We start from the raw sequence: 14390 nt of genomic DNA on the forward strand, positions 1-14390 counted from the left end.
CGCGCAGCGATAGGTCAGGTGGAGTTCAGCGTGCCGCTTCGACCTGATCCGCGATGTCGCGGTCAATCAGCGCGCGCGCCTGCTCCAGCGTCAGCTCGCCCGCCATGGCCTGGCTGATGCGCGTGACCAGCGCGCCATAGACCGAATTTGCCCAACGCCAGGCCGGAAGCGCATCGGTCGCAGGCAGGGTCTCGCCCGACGCTTCGACGAAGCGGCTGAGTGCCGGGGGCACATTGGGGTCATCGGACTGGAAATTCAGCCCGCCCTCCGCGACGATTCCGGCATGCGCCGGCAGAAACAGCGTGCGCTCGGTGAATTCGCGCACCACCTCCTCGGATGCCAGATAATCCATCACCCGTGCCACCGCCTCGGGGTTCTGGGTATAGCGGATGCCGACCAGCCCGGCACCGCCTGCCATGCCGGTACATCCGACAGGGCCGCAGGGGGAACCGGTGGCCACCCAGTCAAAGGCGTCGCCGATCTTGGTCGACAGGTTTGCGACTTGCCATGAGCCCGAGTAATAGAACGGGATCAGCGCGTTGGTGAAGTCATCCGCCGCCGCACGATAGGTCGTCCCGGCAGCCGAGACCCAGGTATCGGGCAGCATCAGCCCCTGTCCCGTCCAGTCGACCAGCCGGGTGATGAATTCCATCGCGTCATCACTCAGCGGCGCGGGCAAGCCGTCATCCCCGATGAATGTCTCGCCGTAAGCGGCCAGCGGACCCGCAACGCGGTGCCCGGAGCGGTCGATGGAGAAGGCTGCGGGCAGGCCCTGATCCTCGGCCACCTGACGGCTGGCCTCGATCCAGTCATCCCAGCTTGCACCGGGGCCCGGCAGCTCAATACCCGCCTGTTCGAACAGCGTCGCATTGGCAAAACCGCCGACCAGCGTAAGCTGCGTCATGAAGCCCGGAATAGCATCGGACCCGTCGGGGCGCATCCAGTCAAAGCGATCCCCGAAATTGGCCTCCCAATAGGCCGGATCGGCCACATAAGGCCGCAGGTCCAGCCAGTGATCGGCCTGCGCCTTGAGATTGGTCACACGCGCAATATCCGGACCGGTCCCCGAGGCCAGCTGAACCGGAAGCTGTTCCTGAATCACCTGAAAGGCCACATTGTCCAGGATCACGTTGATATCCGGGTTCTCGGCCTCGAAGCGGGACAGGATGTCGGCCATCACCGCGCCCTCTACCCCGTCTGAATACCACATCACGCGCACCGGCGTCTGCGTTTGCGCCGCCGCAGTGCCAGCGACCAGCGCCAGAACCGAGGCACCAAGAAATACCTTCTTCATGTGTCGTCCTCCCTAATGCCCCGCGAAAAGCCTCAGAGGGCCGCGCGGCAGGACGGCGCGCGTTCCCTCGATTGTCATGTCTGAAACCGAGAGCTGACGCCCTTCGGCCCGGATGCTCCCGTCGGCGTGGAACTGCACCTCCCCGTAATCGGGATCCTCGACCCGGATCACCCCTGCCTCCTCGTTCAGGGTGAGCCCGGAAAAACGTTGCGCGAAAGCCGCGCCATCGCCATGCAGCGCATGCGCGCCAAGGCGGATCAGCCACCAGCCCTGCCGCCCGGCCAGCCGCAACTCATGCCCGGCGGTCGGGCCATGGTCCACGACCTGCAGCGCGGCGGAAGTGCGGATCATCAGATGCCCCTGCCCCGACTGCGCCAGCGCGGTGTCGCCCTGAATGCGGGCCGCGTCGAAATCGGGGGCCGGGAACCAGCAATGGGTGAAATCGGGCTGCGGGTCGGTGCCGTTGAACTGCACCACCGCCAGATCTCGATATTGCTGCACCCGTGGCACGCTGGCGGACCCGCCCCAATAGGACGGGCGGCCATAGCCCGAATGGATCACTTCGCCCGGGTGGTTGATCCAGATCTGCGCCGCAGGATTATGGCCAAGACGGGCGTGGATCAGTGTTTCCTGATAGCCCCAGTCGCCCCAGCGATAGGCCATGGCCGAGCCCATGGCGTGATCGGCGCTTTTGTGGTGATAGAGGCGCGCGAAACACCCCTCGCCCTGCGCGAAGCGCCATTCCTGCGCGTGCTCGCCGCTCAGGCAAGCGCGGTCCTTCAGGTCGGGCAGCGCCAGCCCATGTTCGCGCAGGCACAGCGCCAGTTGCGGCGTGGCATGAAACCTTGCGCCGAAACTGCCGGTGCCCCACAAGAGCCGCCCGATGGCGGATAGCTCCAGCGTTACCGTACCGCGCAGAGTATGCTCATAGCTGCGCCCCTGCGCGGCGGTCAGCACGCCCTGATGCGCCGAATTGGCCACGATCTCTGCCAGCCGCACGATCCCGCGCCGGGCGCGTTCGCGCAAATCGGCATCGGGCGACAGCGCAAAGATCGCGGTCAGGCCCTTCAGGTCGATGGGGAAATAGGGGGCCGAGTTGAATTCGGCCATTTCGCAGGCCTCGAAATGGTCGAACCATGCGATCAGCCGTTCGGCCCCGATCCGGGACTGTTCGGCGCCGCTGCGGCCTGAGCGGGTGAACAGCGTCTCGGGCAGAAGCGCGCCACCCAGATGCGCGGCGGTGTGAAACAAAAGCGCGTGGTTTTCGCTGAAATACCACTGCACGTCATTGCCCGGCTCATCCATCCAGTAGCGATAGCCCGCAATGGTCTGGTCGATCCGGGCGCAAAGCTCGGGGCCCAGCAGATCGGGCCAGCGGGTGCGCGACCAGATCAGGGGGACCAGCGCGAAATCGGCGCAGTCCCAGCAGGCATCGATCCGGGGCAGCGCATCGGCGATCATTGCCCGCGTGCGCGCGCTGCCATCGCCAAGCGCCAGCCGGGCAATGGCGGTCACCGTGTCGGCCTCGCCGCCCTCTGCGATGGCTTGCAGCGTCTCTGTGATACGCGCATCGGGCGATTGCGGCGCCGGGCCCTGCTTGCCCGCATGGGAAATCTCGGTGCCATAGACCCGCCCGGCTGCGAAGCCCGCCACGCTCAGTTGTACCCGGACATGGCGGAAATCGCCGGGCAGATCATCCGCATTGCCCAGATCGATTTCGGTCGTCGTGGCGGGCAGGCTGCGGTGGATCGGCGGGAAATGATCATGCGACATGAAATCGCCTTCGATCCGGAACTCGGCCTGAGCCGCGACGCCCAGAGGGGCAGGCAGGCGCAGGACCACCGGCACGCCGTCATGAGTCGAGCGCGGGAAGTGGAAGCCTTCAAGCGCGGTTTCGACGGCGCGGGCCTCGGCCTCGGTGCAGCTGACAGGGATTGCCTGCTCGGCCTCTGGCCCGGCGAGATAGTCAAGCTGGACATAGAAGCGCGTATCGCGCTCGGCGAGGTCATCGAAGAAGATCTCGATCCGGTTCTCCCCGGCCTGAAGCGTGACTTCGGCCTCGGCGCTGGTCTCATAATTGCGCGTATAGCCCGCCATCCACAGCAGCTCAGTGCCGTTGACGCGCAGGATCGCGCCGCCACAGGTCGCGAGCCGCAGCCGTGCTGTCCCAGCTTCCTGCGCGCGGATCAGGGTTTCCGCCCGCGCGGCCAGCCGTGTGGCCCGGAACCAGAAGCCCGACAGATCCAGCCGCGGCGAACCGAAGCCCAGCCAGACAGTTTCCGGCGCCCCGGTCGCGCGCTCATCGGGGCGCTGGTCGCGGAAGGCCGCTGCAAAATAGGTCCGGCAGGGGTATTCGTGGGGGATGAAGTTCTTGTCCCGCGTCAGAAAGAAAAACGGGTCCATCTCGCCCTGCATGGGCCGTTCGGGCACGTCATATGCCGCCTCGGCAATGGTCGAGTGCCGCCACAGGGTGACGGTTGCGCCAACAGGCAAGGGGCGCGACAGGTGTGTCATTTCAGATCCTTTACCGGCACGGGATCGACATCCTGATAGACCTGATTCTCGCCGGTCATGCCCCAGACAAACGCATAGGGTCCGGTGCCTGCGCCCATATGGATCGACCAGGCGGGCGACAGGATCGCATCGCCCGACGCGACCATCAGATGGCGGGTATTTTCGGGCCGCCCCATCAGGTGAACAACGCGGTCTTCATCGGCCATGTCGAAATAGAGATACGCCTCCATCCGCCGCTCGTGCAGATGCGGCGGCATGGTGTTCCAGACATTGCCCGGATCAGGGTCGGTGATGCCCATCAGGAGCAGGCATGAGGGCGCGACTTCGGGGTGGATATACATGCGCAGGGTGCGCTGGCTGGCGCGGCTGGTCTCGCCGAAAACCACCGGTTTGGACTGATCGCGGGTGATCAGGCGGTGCGGGTGGTCGGCCCCGGCGGGGACCGAGTTCAGATAGAACAGCGCCGGGTTCGCGGGGTCGTCCGATTCCAGCGCGACATCTTTCGCCCCTCGCCCCACATAGAGCACATCGCGCGGGGCCAGCGCATGGCGCGTCCCGTCCACGGTGATCGCGCCCGGATGGCGGCCCAGATTGGCGATCCCGCCCTCGCGCGCGTCGAAGAAATGGGCAGTGCCGACCCCGGCCCCGTCGCCGATGGCGATGGGGCTGTCGGTGGGGACGATCCCGCCCAGCACCATCCGGTCGACATGGGTATAGGCCATGCGCGCCTGTCCGGGCTGAAAGATGCCTTCGACCATGTATTCAGCGCGCAGATCGGCGGTTGTCATGCCATCAATGGCGGCGGGTGATCCGCCGTAGCGGTTGGTCCAGGTGATCATGATGTCAGACTCGATGTTAGGGATTTCGTCGGGTGGTTCAGCGCCTCGGTCAGGCACATAATGGCCAGTGACTGGCCATAGCCGGTCGGCTGCACCGGAATGTCGCGGTAGAATTGCAGGTCATGGCCCATGCGGGTGCCGTAGCTAACCCCGCCGACCACGCCGTCGGGACCGATCTGGCCCAGCACATAATCCAGCCCGCGCCGCCCGGCCTCGGCGGCCGCTGGCCCGGCGCGGCCAGTACGGGCGGCTTTCATCAGGCCATAGGCAATGCCCGCCGTGGCACTGGTTTCCATGTAGGACGAAGGGTCATCCAGAAGCGTGCGCCAAGCGCCGTCTTCGGTCTGCAGGGGCAGAAGCGCCTCGATCTGCGCGGCCAGAACCCCGTCGAGAAAACGCGCGATGGCAGGATCAAGCGCGCAGAGATCAGGCAGATCGGCCAGCCCCGCCGTGATCCAGGCATTGCCCCGCGCCCAACGCGCGCGGGCGAAATTGTCGCGCCGTGCAAAGCTCCAGCCGTGGAACCACAGGCCGGTGGCAGGATCGGCCAGATAGCGGGTGTGGACCAGAAACTGATGCTGCGCCTCGTCGATCAGGGCGCGCTGACCGCTGGCCTGCCCGTAAGAGGCGAGAAACAGCGCCACCATGAAAAGCGTGTCGTCCCAGAGTTCGCCATCATTGATCTTGTCAGAGACATCGTGCTGAAATCCCCCCTCGGCGGTGCGGGGGGCGTCGCGCAACAGCCGTTCGGCCCAGTCCTGCAGCAGCGGCTGCCAGCGTGGATCGCGGGTACGCGCCCAGAGCAGGCTCAGCGCCAGCATGGGGGCCGTGGTGTTGACATTCAGCCCCGGCAGGCCGTTCTGGCGGTGATCTTCAAACCAGTCTTCCAGCAGGCGCTGCCAACGCGGCTCGCCGCTCTGCATCCACAGCCGCGCGAGACCATAGAGCCCCACGCCCTGCGGCCATTCCCAGCTGGAAAAGCTGATATAGTCGCCCCTTGTACCATCGAGATTGGGCTCATCAAAGCGCCCGGTATCGGTCAGCGCGGTCAGCCCGGTCACCAGGCGATCCAGCGTTGTCCGGATATGCGAATCGTCGGCCATGAGTCTCCTCCCACGCAAACGATATGAATAACGAAATTCATTTGCAATAACTGCAAAAATTTTGCATTAGGTAAAGGAGGAGGGTCGCATGACCGGAAAACGTGTTCGTATGGAAGATCTGGCCGAGCGTTGCGGTGTCTCGGTCGCCACGGTCAGCCGGGTGTTGTCCGATCAGCCCGGCGTGCGCGAGGATGTGCGCGCGCGGGTGCGCGCGGCAGCGGCGGCACTGGGCTATGTCGGGCAATCGGCACTTGCCGGGCGGCGCGCCATTCTGATCGCCAGCCGCGCCGCATTGGTTGATGCTGCACGCAGCCAGTTCACCCTGCATGTGCTGGACGGGCTGCGCGAGCGCGCCGCCGCGCTGGGGATGCGGCTTGACGTGCGCGCGATGGCCGCCAATTTCGCAGAGACTTTCCACGAAGATGACGACGCGGCGGGGTATCTGCTGCTGACGCCGGAAAATGATACCCAGATCGCGATTGCGGCAGATCAGGGGCGGCCGGTGATTCTGGTCAATGCCGATGACCCGCGCATGCGGCTCAGTTCGGTCGCACCCTGCAACCGCACTGCGGCCGCTCTGGCCACCGATCACCTGATTGCGCGAGGGCACCGGCGCATCTTGTTCCTGACCTGCCCCGGACGCCGCACCATCGAGCGTCGGCGCGAAGGCTGGGCCGGGCAACTGGCAGAAGCCGGGCTGCAAGCCGATCTGGTCGAAGAGGTTGCCGACTGGCGCCCGGATCTGGCGGCAGAGGCCATCCGCGCGCGCCTGTCAAAGGGTCCGCGCGATTTCACCGCCGTGCTGGCGGCGGGCGACAGTCTGGCCATCGGCGCGCTGATCGGTCTGGCCGAAGCCGGGGTTTCGGTGCCTGATCAGGTCAGCGTGATGGGCTTCGACGGCTTGCCGCAATGCGATCTGCAATCCCCGCCGCTGAGCGCGATCGAGATCCCGATGCAGGCCATCGGCGCTACTGCGCTGGATCTGTTGCGCGACGCACTGACCTTTCCCGACGCCCCGCCCCGGCGGGTAGAGCTCGCCTGCCGGATCATCGAGCGCGCCTCGACCGGCACTTGCAAGGAGTAGACCATGACCAACCCATTCCGACTGGACGGAAAAACCGCGCTGGTGACCGGCGCCAATGCCGGTATCGGCCAGGCCATTGCGCTCGCGCTCGGGCAGGCCGGTGCGCAGGTTGTCGTCGCCGCGCGCCGACCCGCTACCGAGACACTTGCGGCGCTGGGGGCGCAGGGCCGGACGCTGACGCTCGATCTGTCCGACCCGCTCGCGGCCCGCGACGCCTTCGCCGCCGAGCCGGTGGATATTCTGGTCAACAATGCCGGGACGATCCGCCGCGCCGACAGTCTGGACTATTCCGAGGCCGACTGGGACGCGGTGATGGATGTCAACCTGAAAGCGGTATTCTTCACCACTCAAGCTTTTGCGCGTGCGGTGACCGCGCGCGAAGGGCGTGGCAAGGTGATCAACATCGCCTCTCTCTTGTCGTTTCAGGGGGGCATCCGGGTGCCCGCCTATACGGCCTCGAAACATGGGGTGGCCGGGCTGACAAAGATCCTCGCGAATGAATGGGCCGCAGGTGGGATCAATGTCAACGCCATCGCCCCCGGCTATATCGAGACGGCAAACACGGCAGCGCTAAGGGAGGATCCCGAGCGCTCTGCGGCCATCCTTGACCGCATCCCGGCGGGGAGATGGGGACGGCCCGAGGATATCGCGCAGACGGCGGTCTTTCTGGCCGCACCTGCCTCGGATTACATCCATGGTGCGGTTCTGAACGTCGATGGCGGATGGCTGGCCCGCTGAGGGGCTGACCCCGCCCGGCCCTCGCATCCAAGCATCGTCAGAGCCGCCGGGCGGCCCGTCATCGCCGATAGCGCCCGCTGGCGGCGTCTGGCCCGTCAGCGGGGCGAAGAATGCCGCGCTCCGGGTTGTCTTTCCCCAAAGCGGATACTAAGTCGGCACTCACCGGTCGCAGCCTACCCGGTTATCAAAACAAGGACTGACACATGAGAACGAACCTTATCTGCTCTGGCGGGATGGACTCTGTTTCGCTTGCCCATATTCTGGCCGCCCAAGGGGTGCTGAAGCGCCTGACCTCTTTCGACTATGGCCAGCGCCACCACAAGGAACTGGATTACGCAAGAGCCTGCGCCGAACGGCTGGGTGTTGCGCATCATGTGATCGACATGCGCGCCGTCGGCGCGGTGCTGACAGGCTCTGCGCTGACCGATGATATTGCCGTTCCAGACGGCCACTATGCCGAAGACACCATGAAGATCACCGTGGTGCCCAATCGCAATGCGATCATGCTGAGCATTGCCTACGGGATTTCTGCGGCACATGGGGACGACACGGTTGCCACCGCCGTGCATGGCGGCGATCATTTCATCTATCCCGACTGCCGCCCCCGGTTCACGCAGGCATTCGAGATGATGCAGCGCGCAGCGCTGGATGGCTATGCGGATATTGCCCTGCATACCCCGTTCGTGCACCGCTCCAAGGCCGATATCGTGCGCGAGGGCGCGCGCGTTGGCACGCCTTTTGCGCAGACATGGTCCTGCTACAAGGGCGGCGCGACGCATTGCGGGCGCTGCGGCACCTGTGTCGAGCGGCGCGAAGCCTTCCATCTGGCGGGCATAGCGGACCCTACCGATTATCAGGATCCCGAGTTCTGGCAGCAGGCCATCGCCAGCAAGGAGGGGCGCTGATGTTTCGGATCACCAAGGAGTTTCATTTCTCGGCCTCGCATCAACTCTCGCATCTGCCGCCGGATCACCAATGCGCGCGGCTGCATGGGCATAATTACATCGTTGTGGTGGAACTTTCCGCGCCGGAGTTGAACGCAGACGGGTTTGTGCGCGATTATCATGAACTCAAACCCCTCAAAGCCTATATCGACGACAGGTTCGATCACCGCCATCTTGATGATATTCTTGATGTGCCCTCGACCGCAGAGAACCTTGCGCGCCATTTCTACGACTGGTGCAAATCACGCTGGCCAGAGACCGCCGCTGTAAGAGTTTCGGAAACGCCGAAAACATGGGCCGAGTACCGGCCATGAGCCTGCGCATCGCCGAAATTTTCGGGCCCACGATTCAGGGTGAGGGAGCGTTGATCGGGGAGCCCACGGTCTTCGTCCGGGCAGGCGGGTGCGACTACCGCTGTGCGTGGTGCGACTCGATGCATGCAGTGGACAATGCATATCGGCATCACTGGGCAAGGATGACCGCGCGGCAGGTCTGGGAGAAAGTGCGCGCCCTGTCGGATGGGCGACCGCTCACTGTCTCTCTGTCCGGCGGCAACCCTGCCATTCAGGATTTCGGGCCGCTTATTGCCCTTGGCAAGGCCGAAGGCTACCGGTTTGCCTGCGAAACCCAAGGCTCGGTCGCGCGCCCGTGGTTTGCTGATCTTGACACGCTGGTCCTCAGCCCGAAGCCGCCATCCAGCGGCGAAGTGGTGGATTGGGCGGCGTTTGACACATGCCTGACTGCGGCACAGGCCGAGCCCGAAACCGTGCTGAAAATCGTGATCTTTGACGATGCGGATTATGTCTGGGCCCAAGCTGCTGCCGCCAGATATCCCGATCTGCCACTCTATCTGCAACCGGGCAATCCGGAGGTAGATCCCGAGCTGGCTGTCGATCCGGGCGCCAGCATAGAGCGGCTGTCATGGCTGGTGGAGAAGGTCACCGCAGATAAATGGTTCACCCCGCGCGTGCTGCCGCAGCTTCATGTGCTGATATGGGGCAATAAACGCGGCGTCTGAGAACGAGGGCAAAGGAAATCGTGATGACTGAAACCATCTATAGCGGGCTGAAGCAACTTGGCGGGGCAACGGAACTGCCTGACAGCCCGGAGAGGGCCGAATTGGAGCGCGTCCAGAACCCGCAGGCCGGTATTGCTTATTGCGTGCGGTTTGTGGCGCCTGAATTCACCTCGCTCTGCCCGATGACGGGCCAGCCGGATTTCGCGCATCTGGTGATCGACTATGTGCCGGGCGACTGGCTGATCGAGAGCAAATCCCTGAAACTCTATCTCGGGTCATTCCGCAATCACGGCGCGTTCCACGAGGATTGCACCATTTCCATCGCGCGGCGGCTTGTCGAATTCCTCGCCCCGCAATGGCTGCGGATCGGCGGCTACTGGTATCCGCGCGGCGGCATTCCCATTGATGTGTTCTGGCAGAGCGGCCCCATGCCCGAAGGTGTCTGGATACCGGATCAGGGTGTTGCCCCGTATCGCGGGCGCGGTTGAGGCAAGCGCCCGTCTTCGATCCTTCTCGGGACAGATCAACCTTGTGGATTTCATTGCGGCTTTCATCTCACAATCAAGGGCAGCGCGTCAGTCGTTAAAATTTTGCGATTGGCATAGGATCGCGTGAGAGATAGTTGCCATCCCATGACGGATGAGACCGACCCGACCCTTGCTGACCGTATCGTCGCGGCCCTCGCGGCCGAAATCGAGGGCGGACATCTGCCCCCGGACACGCGTCTTCTGCAAAACGAGATTGCAACACGCTTTTCGGCCAGTCATGTGCCGGTGCGCGAGGCTTTCCGGCGTCTGGAGGCAATGGGGCTGGCGCAGTCCCTGCCGCGACGGGGCGTGCGCGTCGCAAGCATCGATGCCGGGCGACATTTCGAGGCGCTGGAAATGTGCGCGGTGCTGGAGGGTCTGGCCTTGCGCCATACCGGCACACCCTATCCGAAGGGACATCTGGACGCGCTGACCCGGGCCGATCTGGCGTGCAGTCAGGCCACCACGCAGCAAGACTGGGACAGCGCCAACCGCCATTTCCACAGCTTGCTGATTGCGCCTTGTCCGATGCCGGGGCTGCTGTCCGAGATCGGGCGGCTGCGGTCCATTCTGACGCGCGGAGCCATGGCTCTGGGCGGGCGACCGCGCCTTTCCCTGCCGCGCGAGGATCGCGACCATGGCGCGATCCTTGCCGCCTTGCGCGACGCGGATATTGACCGCGCCGCAACCATCCTTACGCGGCATATCCGGCGCGGGCATCTTGCCCGATCCTTATAGCTGTTTAATCCCACCGCATGCTGGGACTAAACAGCACGGGGCATGATAGAGATTTTGACATGATTGCCGGGGGGAGACGAACGCCCCTGCTGGCTCCAAGTGAATGCGCAAGAGAGGTGGGATCCACGCATCATCGCTGGTGCTGGCCTTGGACAGCCCGGTCTTTCAAACTGGGGCGAACAGGCTAAGCGCGGTCAATGCCCCTGTAGCAAAATCCAGCAATGCGAAGGTTTCGATCCGCTTTTGGGTATTGGCATATCCGCGCCAGCCGCCGGTATTGCTGATCGACATGAGCCGGATCGGCTGGCAACCATCGGTCGGGGTGCAGAAACCCATCGCCGACAGTCATGCGAAAGCCCCTGTGACGCGCAGCGCACGTTCGACCCCGCGCAATTCCGCCAGCCCGCGCAGCCGACCAACCAGAGGATAGCCCGGCTGCCCGTTCCGCGTCAGGTCATCGGTGATTTCCTGACCATGATCGGGCCGCATCGGGATGTCGTAATCCGCGCGCCCCGCCACCCGGCGGCGGGCCTCTTCGCGCAGGATGGCCGCGATCAGGGCCACCATATCGGTCTCTCCCTCCAGATGCTCATCCTCGAAGAACGAGCCGTCAGCTTCGCGCCGCACATTGCGCAGATGCAGGAAATGCACGCGCGGGCCGAAACGATCCATCATCGCGGGCAGATCATTATCCGCGCGCACGCCAAGCGACCCGGAACACAGCGTCATCCCGTTCGCCGGGCTGTCCACCGCGGCAAGTACAGCGGCGTAATCCTCTGCCGTGGACATGATGCGCGGCAGGCCCATCAGGGGAAAGGGTGGATCATCCGGATGACAGCACAAGCGTAGCCCCAACCGCTCGGCCACAGGCACCACTTCGGACAGGAAGTCGATGAAATGCGCGCGCAGCCGGGCGGCGCTGATGGTTCCGTATTCGTCCAGATGCGCGCGCACGGTGCCCAGATCCATCGCCTCGGTCGATCCGGGCAGGCCCATGGTGATCGCATCCGCCAGCCCGCGCCGCGCGGCATCATCCATGGCGGCCAGCCTGCACGCGGCGGCCTCGACCACGGCAGGCGTGAAATCCTGCGCCGCGCCGGCCCGTTGCAGAAGGTGGATGTCAAAGGCGGCGAAATCCACCATGTCAAAGCGCATCGCGCGCGCGCCAGTCGGGCGGCGCCAGCGCAGATCCGTGCGCGTCCAGTCCAGAACAGGCATGAAATTGTAGCAGATGACAGCAATCCCGGCCTGCGCCAGATGTTCGAGTGAGGTCTTGTAGGCCCCGATATGTGCGCGCCAGTCGCCCTTTTGCTTCTTGATATCCTCGCTGACCGGCAGACTTTCGACCACTTCCCATTGCAGTCCGGAGGGCGCGCCATCCGCGCAGCGCCCGACCTCTGCCTGCCGCTGAGCGATGGCTTCGCTGGTCCAGACCTGACCGTTGGGCACATGGTGCAGCGCAGAAACCACGGCTTGCGCCCCCGCCTGCGCGATATCTTCAGGCCGGACCGGATCTTGGGGGCCGAACCAGCGCCATGCATGCCTCATTCTGTTCCTCCATCCGCAAGCCTCTGTGCCTCGATGGCCAGCCGCGTCACATGCAGAGCATGGCCCTGCGGCATGGCGGTATCTGTGCGCTCGCGCACATCTGTCAGGAAGCGCGGGAAATAGCTCAGCGGCTCAGAAGAACAGTCGATATGCCTCACGCCATGCCGGTCGCACAAAAACAGATGATCCGCGCCGGGTCGCCCGGCGGGATCGACATATTTGCGCAGCTCGATCGTGCCTTCGGTCCCGGTCAGGAACAGCCGCCCGTCGCCCCATGTCGGCAGCCCGTCCGGGGTGAACCAATCCACGCGGATGACGCCGCGCGCGCCCTCGCTCTCCAGCAGAATATCGCCCGTGTCGCGAAAGGCGGGCAGATCGGGAAGATTGCGGTTGGCCGTTGCCGCGGCAAGGATGCGCGCGGTCGGTGCGCCGGTGAAACGCAGGAACTGGTCGATCTGATGGCTGGCGATATCGGTCAGGATGCCACCGAAGGCCGCAGGATCGAAGAACCAGTCGGGCCGGATCGCCCGGTTCAGCCGGTGCGGCCCCAGACCCGTGGTCTGGATCACCCGGCCAATCGCGCCTTCCCCCACCAGTCGCGAGGCGGTTTCGCAGGCCCGGACAACAAAGCGCTCCGAGAAGCAGATTGACAGCAAACGCCCGGTTTCCGCCGCAACCTGTTCCAGTTCGGCCACCTGTGCCAGATGAATGGCGCCGGGTTTGTCGAGCATCACATCCTTGCCCGCCCGCATCGCGCGGATGGCAATGGCGGGGCGGTCGGCGGGAATTGCCGCCGAGAGGATCACCTGCACATCCGGGTCGTCAAAGAGTGCATCACGGTCGCGGGCCGCGAGGTCCGGGAACCGCTCGCGAAACCCCTCCAGCACGCGGGGATCGCTGGTCTGCGGGCAATAGCCTGCACAGACGGCTCCCGCTGCGATCAGTTCACCGACCATGTGATAGATATGCCGATGATCCAGCCCGATCGCGGCGAAACATATGCTCATCGCACCACCTCGACGGGTTTTCCACCATCTCCGGCTGCGATCAGCGCATCAATCAGACGGTGCACGCGCAGCGCTTCTTCGCCAGTGACGCGCGGTTCGCGGTTTTCGCGGATCGCGGCGGCGAAATCCGCCATCACCGCGCGATGCCAGTCATGCGGAAAGGCCATCGGATCCGCCCCTGTCCCACCCGCGCCGGTATCGGCCTCAACCCGTTCTTCAGTGCCGTCAAGAAACTGCGCCAGCAATGTGCCGCCGCGCAGGGCAAGCGTGCCCTTGGTGCCGGTGAGGGTGATTTCCTCGTGAAACCCCGGATAAGCGGCGGTCGTGGCGTCGATCACCCCGATGGCGCCGTTTGCAAAACGAGCGGCGGCGCAGACCATATCCTCGGTTTCCATCCGGTGAACGGCGGTTGTTGTCGCGAAGCCTGCGACAGTCTCGACCGGACCGGCCAGCGACAGCATCAGATCAAGCGTATGGATCCCTTGCGAGATCAGCACGCCCCCGCCATCGCGCGCAAAACTGCCGCGTCCGGGTTCGTCATAATAGGATTGCGGACGCCACAGCCGGATTGTGGTGGAACAGCCGGTGATCTGCCCCAGCGCGCCCGTGGCCAGCAGTTCAGCCGCGCGCAGCGCTGCCGGGCGGAACCGGTGCTGCAGCACGGTGCCCAGCTTCACCCCCGCGGCCCGACAGCCACTGACCAGCGCCTCGGCCCGCGCGGTCGTGATGTCGAGCGGCTTTTCCATCAGCACATGCTTGCCTGCCCGCGCGCAGGCCAGACCGATATCGGCATGGGTGTTGGCGGGCGTGAAGACAGCCACGGCCTCGACGCGCGGGTCGGCGAGGATCGTGTCCAGACTGTCGGCCACAGGGAAAGGGTAGCGCCTGGCGAAATCGGCACGGCGCGCCGCAGACGGGGCATAGGCGTGCAGCACCTCGATCTCGTCGCGCAGGTCCATCAGGCCCTTCGCATGGGGCGTGACGGCCATGCCAAGGCCGATAATGGCAAGGCGAAGACGGGTCATCGGGCAATTCC

At 64.7% G+C, this 14390-nt stretch carries 15 protein-coding genes; 7 read left to right on the top strand and 8 right to left on the bottom strand.

Annotation, left to right across the window (positions count from 1 at the left end; translation table 11 throughout):
- Window positions 1-25: 25 nt before the first annotated feature.
- Genes BG457_RS05350 through bglB form a run of 4 tightly spaced genes read right to left on the bottom strand, consistent with a single transcriptional unit; the run spans window position 26 to window position 5750 of the window.
- Window positions 26-1294, bottom strand: coding sequence for an ABC transporter substrate-binding protein (locus BG457_RS05350; RefSeq protein ID WP_071795931.1), 1269 nt, complete (start codon window positions 1292-1294; stop codon window positions 26-28).
- Between the two features lie 12 nt (window positions 1295-1306).
- Window positions 1307-3808: a hypothetical protein gene (locus BG457_RS05355; RefSeq protein WP_071795932.1), complete on the bottom strand. Its 2502-nt coding sequence runs from the start codon at window positions 3806-3808 to the stop codon at window positions 1307-1309.
- Window positions 3805-4647, bottom strand: coding sequence for a 5-dehydro-4-deoxy-D-glucuronate isomerase (gene kduI / locus BG457_RS05360; protein WP_071795933.1), 843 nt, complete (start codon window positions 4645-4647; stop codon window positions 3805-3807). Before kduI ends, BG457_RS05355 begins: the two co-directional genes overlap by 4 nt.
- Entirely contained in the window at window positions 4644-5750 is a 1107-nt protein-coding gene (gene bglB, locus BG457_RS05365; RefSeq protein WP_071795934.1) for a beta-galactosidase BglB, read from the bottom strand. Before bglB ends, kduI begins: the two co-directional genes overlap by 4 nt.
- A gap of 88 nt (window positions 5751-5838) precedes the next feature.
- On the opposite strand from bglB, the gene BG457_RS05370 reads away from it, so the two are divergent.
- From BG457_RS05370 to BG457_RS05400, 7 genes are all read left to right on the top strand, one after another.
- Window positions 5839-6834 carry a LacI family DNA-binding transcriptional regulator gene (locus BG457_RS05370; RefSeq protein WP_071795935.1) on the top strand — a complete coding sequence of 332 codons (996 nt, stop codon included), beginning with the start codon at window positions 5839-5841 and terminating at the stop codon, window positions 6832-6834.
- Window positions 6835-6837: 3 nt separating this feature from the next.
- Complete coding sequence (gene kduD, locus BG457_RS05375) at window positions 6838-7572, top strand: 2-dehydro-3-deoxy-D-gluconate 5-dehydrogenase KduD (protein ID WP_071795936.1); 735 nt, start codon at window positions 6838-6840, stop codon at window positions 7570-7572.
- 203 nt (window positions 7573-7775) lie between these two features.
- Entirely contained in the window at window positions 7776-8477 is a 702-nt protein-coding gene (queC, locus tag BG457_RS05380) for a 7-cyano-7-deazaguanine synthase QueC (protein ID WP_071795937.1), read from the top strand.
- Window positions 8477-8830, top strand: a complete 354-nt coding sequence (gene queD, locus BG457_RS05385; RefSeq protein ID WP_071795938.1) for a 6-carboxytetrahydropterin synthase QueD — start codon at window positions 8477-8479, stop codon at window positions 8828-8830. The genes queC and queD overlap by 1 nt, the downstream gene beginning before the upstream one ends.
- Window positions 8827-9534, top strand: a complete 708-nt coding sequence (queE, locus tag BG457_RS05390) for a 7-carboxy-7-deazaguanine synthase QueE (RefSeq protein ID WP_071795939.1) — start codon at window positions 8827-8829, stop codon at window positions 9532-9534. The genes queD and queE overlap by 4 nt, the downstream gene beginning before the upstream one ends.
- A gap of 23 nt (window positions 9535-9557) precedes the next feature.
- On the top strand, window positions 9558-10022 hold the full coding sequence (queF, locus tag BG457_RS05395; protein WP_071795940.1) for a preQ(1) synthase: 465 nt from the start codon (window positions 9558-9560) through the stop codon (window positions 10020-10022).
- A gap of 144 nt (window positions 10023-10166) precedes the next feature.
- The gene (locus tag BG457_RS05400; protein ID WP_071795941.1) at window positions 10167-10799 is read left to right on the top strand and encodes a GntR family transcriptional regulator; all 633 of its coding nucleotides are present in this window, start codon (window positions 10167-10169) and stop codon (window positions 10797-10799) included.
- 165 nt (window positions 10800-10964) lie between these two features.
- Here BG457_RS05400 and BG457_RS20140 read toward each other — a convergent pair whose 3' ends face one another.
- From BG457_RS20140 to BG457_RS05415, 4 genes are read right to left on the bottom strand one after another with little or no spacing between them, the layout of a single operon-like run.
- Window positions 10965-11135, bottom strand: coding sequence for a hypothetical protein (locus BG457_RS20140; RefSeq protein ID WP_175546725.1), 171 nt, complete (start codon window positions 11133-11135; stop codon window positions 10965-10967).
- Window positions 11136-11144: 9 nt separating this feature from the next.
- On the bottom strand, window positions 11145-12347 hold the full coding sequence (gene uxuA / locus BG457_RS05405) for a mannonate dehydratase (RefSeq protein ID WP_071795942.1): 1203 nt from the start codon (window positions 12345-12347) through the stop codon (window positions 11145-11147).
- Window positions 12344-13354 (bottom strand): Gfo/Idh/MocA family protein, encoded by a 1011-nt coding sequence (locus tag BG457_RS05410; protein WP_071795943.1) that lies wholly within the window; start codon window positions 13352-13354, stop codon window positions 12344-12346. Before BG457_RS05410 ends, uxuA begins: the two co-directional genes overlap by 4 nt.
- Window positions 13351-14379 (bottom strand): Gfo/Idh/MocA family protein, encoded by a 1029-nt coding sequence (locus tag BG457_RS05415; RefSeq protein WP_071795944.1) that lies wholly within the window; start codon window positions 14377-14379, stop codon window positions 13351-13353. Before BG457_RS05415 ends, BG457_RS05410 begins: the two co-directional genes overlap by 4 nt.
- Window positions 14380-14390 lie beyond the last annotated feature (11 nt).

It is taken from the genome of Natronohydrobacter thiooxidans (genome assembly GCF_001884735.1).
In the GTDB taxonomy this organism is placed as follows: domain Bacteria; phylum Pseudomonadota; class Alphaproteobacteria; order Rhodobacterales; family Rhodobacteraceae; genus Roseinatronobacter; species Roseinatronobacter thiooxidans_A.

Bases quoted from the DNA above. Each gene is read 5' to 3' on its own strand.
- BG457_RS05350 (WP_071795931.1), bottom strand. From the start codon at position 1,294: ATGAAGAAGGTATTTCTTGGTGCCTCGGTTCTGGCGCTGGTCGCTGGC.
- BG457_RS05355 (WP_071795932.1), bottom strand. From the start codon at position 3,808: ATGACACACCTGTCGCGCCCCTTGCCTGTTGGCGCAACCGTCACCCTG.
- kduI (WP_071795933.1), bottom strand. From the start codon at position 4,647: ATGATCACCTGGACCAACCGCTACGGCGGATCACCCGCCGCCATTGAT.
- BG457_RS05415 (WP_071795944.1), bottom strand. From the start codon at position 14,379: ATGACCCGTCTTCGCCTTGCCATTATCGGCCTTGGCATGGCCGTCACG.
- bglB (WP_071795934.1), bottom strand. From the start codon at position 5,750: ATGGCCGACGATTCGCATATCCGGACAACGCTGGATCGCCTGGTGACC.
- kduD (WP_071795936.1), top strand. From the start codon at position 6,838: ATGACCAACCCATTCCGACTGGACGGAAAAACCGCGCTGGTGACCGGC.
- BG457_RS20140 (WP_175546725.1), bottom strand. From the start codon at position 11,135: ATGGGTTTCTGCACCCCGACCGATGGTTGCCAGCCGATCCGGCTCATG.
- BG457_RS05400 (WP_071795941.1), top strand. From the start codon at position 10,167: ATGACGGATGAGACCGACCCGACCCTTGCTGACCGTATCGTCGCGGCC.
- BG457_RS05370 (WP_071795935.1), top strand. From the start codon at position 5,839: ATGACCGGAAAACGTGTTCGTATGGAAGATCTGGCCGAGCGTTGCGGT.
- queD (WP_071795938.1), top strand. From the start codon at position 8,477: ATGTTTCGGATCACCAAGGAGTTTCATTTCTCGGCCTCGCATCAACTC.
- uxuA (WP_071795942.1), bottom strand. From the start codon at position 12,347: ATGAGGCATGCATGGCGCTGGTTCGGCCCCCAAGATCCGGTCCGGCCT.
- queF (WP_071795940.1), top strand. From the start codon at position 9,558: ATGACTGAAACCATCTATAGCGGGCTGAAGCAACTTGGCGGGGCAACG.
- BG457_RS05410 (WP_071795943.1), bottom strand. From the start codon at position 13,354: ATGAGCATATGTTTCGCCGCGATCGGGCTGGATCATCGGCATATCTAT.
- queE (WP_071795939.1), top strand. From the start codon at position 8,827: ATGAGCCTGCGCATCGCCGAAATTTTCGGGCCCACGATTCAGGGTGAG.
- queC (WP_071795937.1), top strand. From the start codon at position 7,776: ATGAGAACGAACCTTATCTGCTCTGGCGGGATGGACTCTGTTTCGCTT.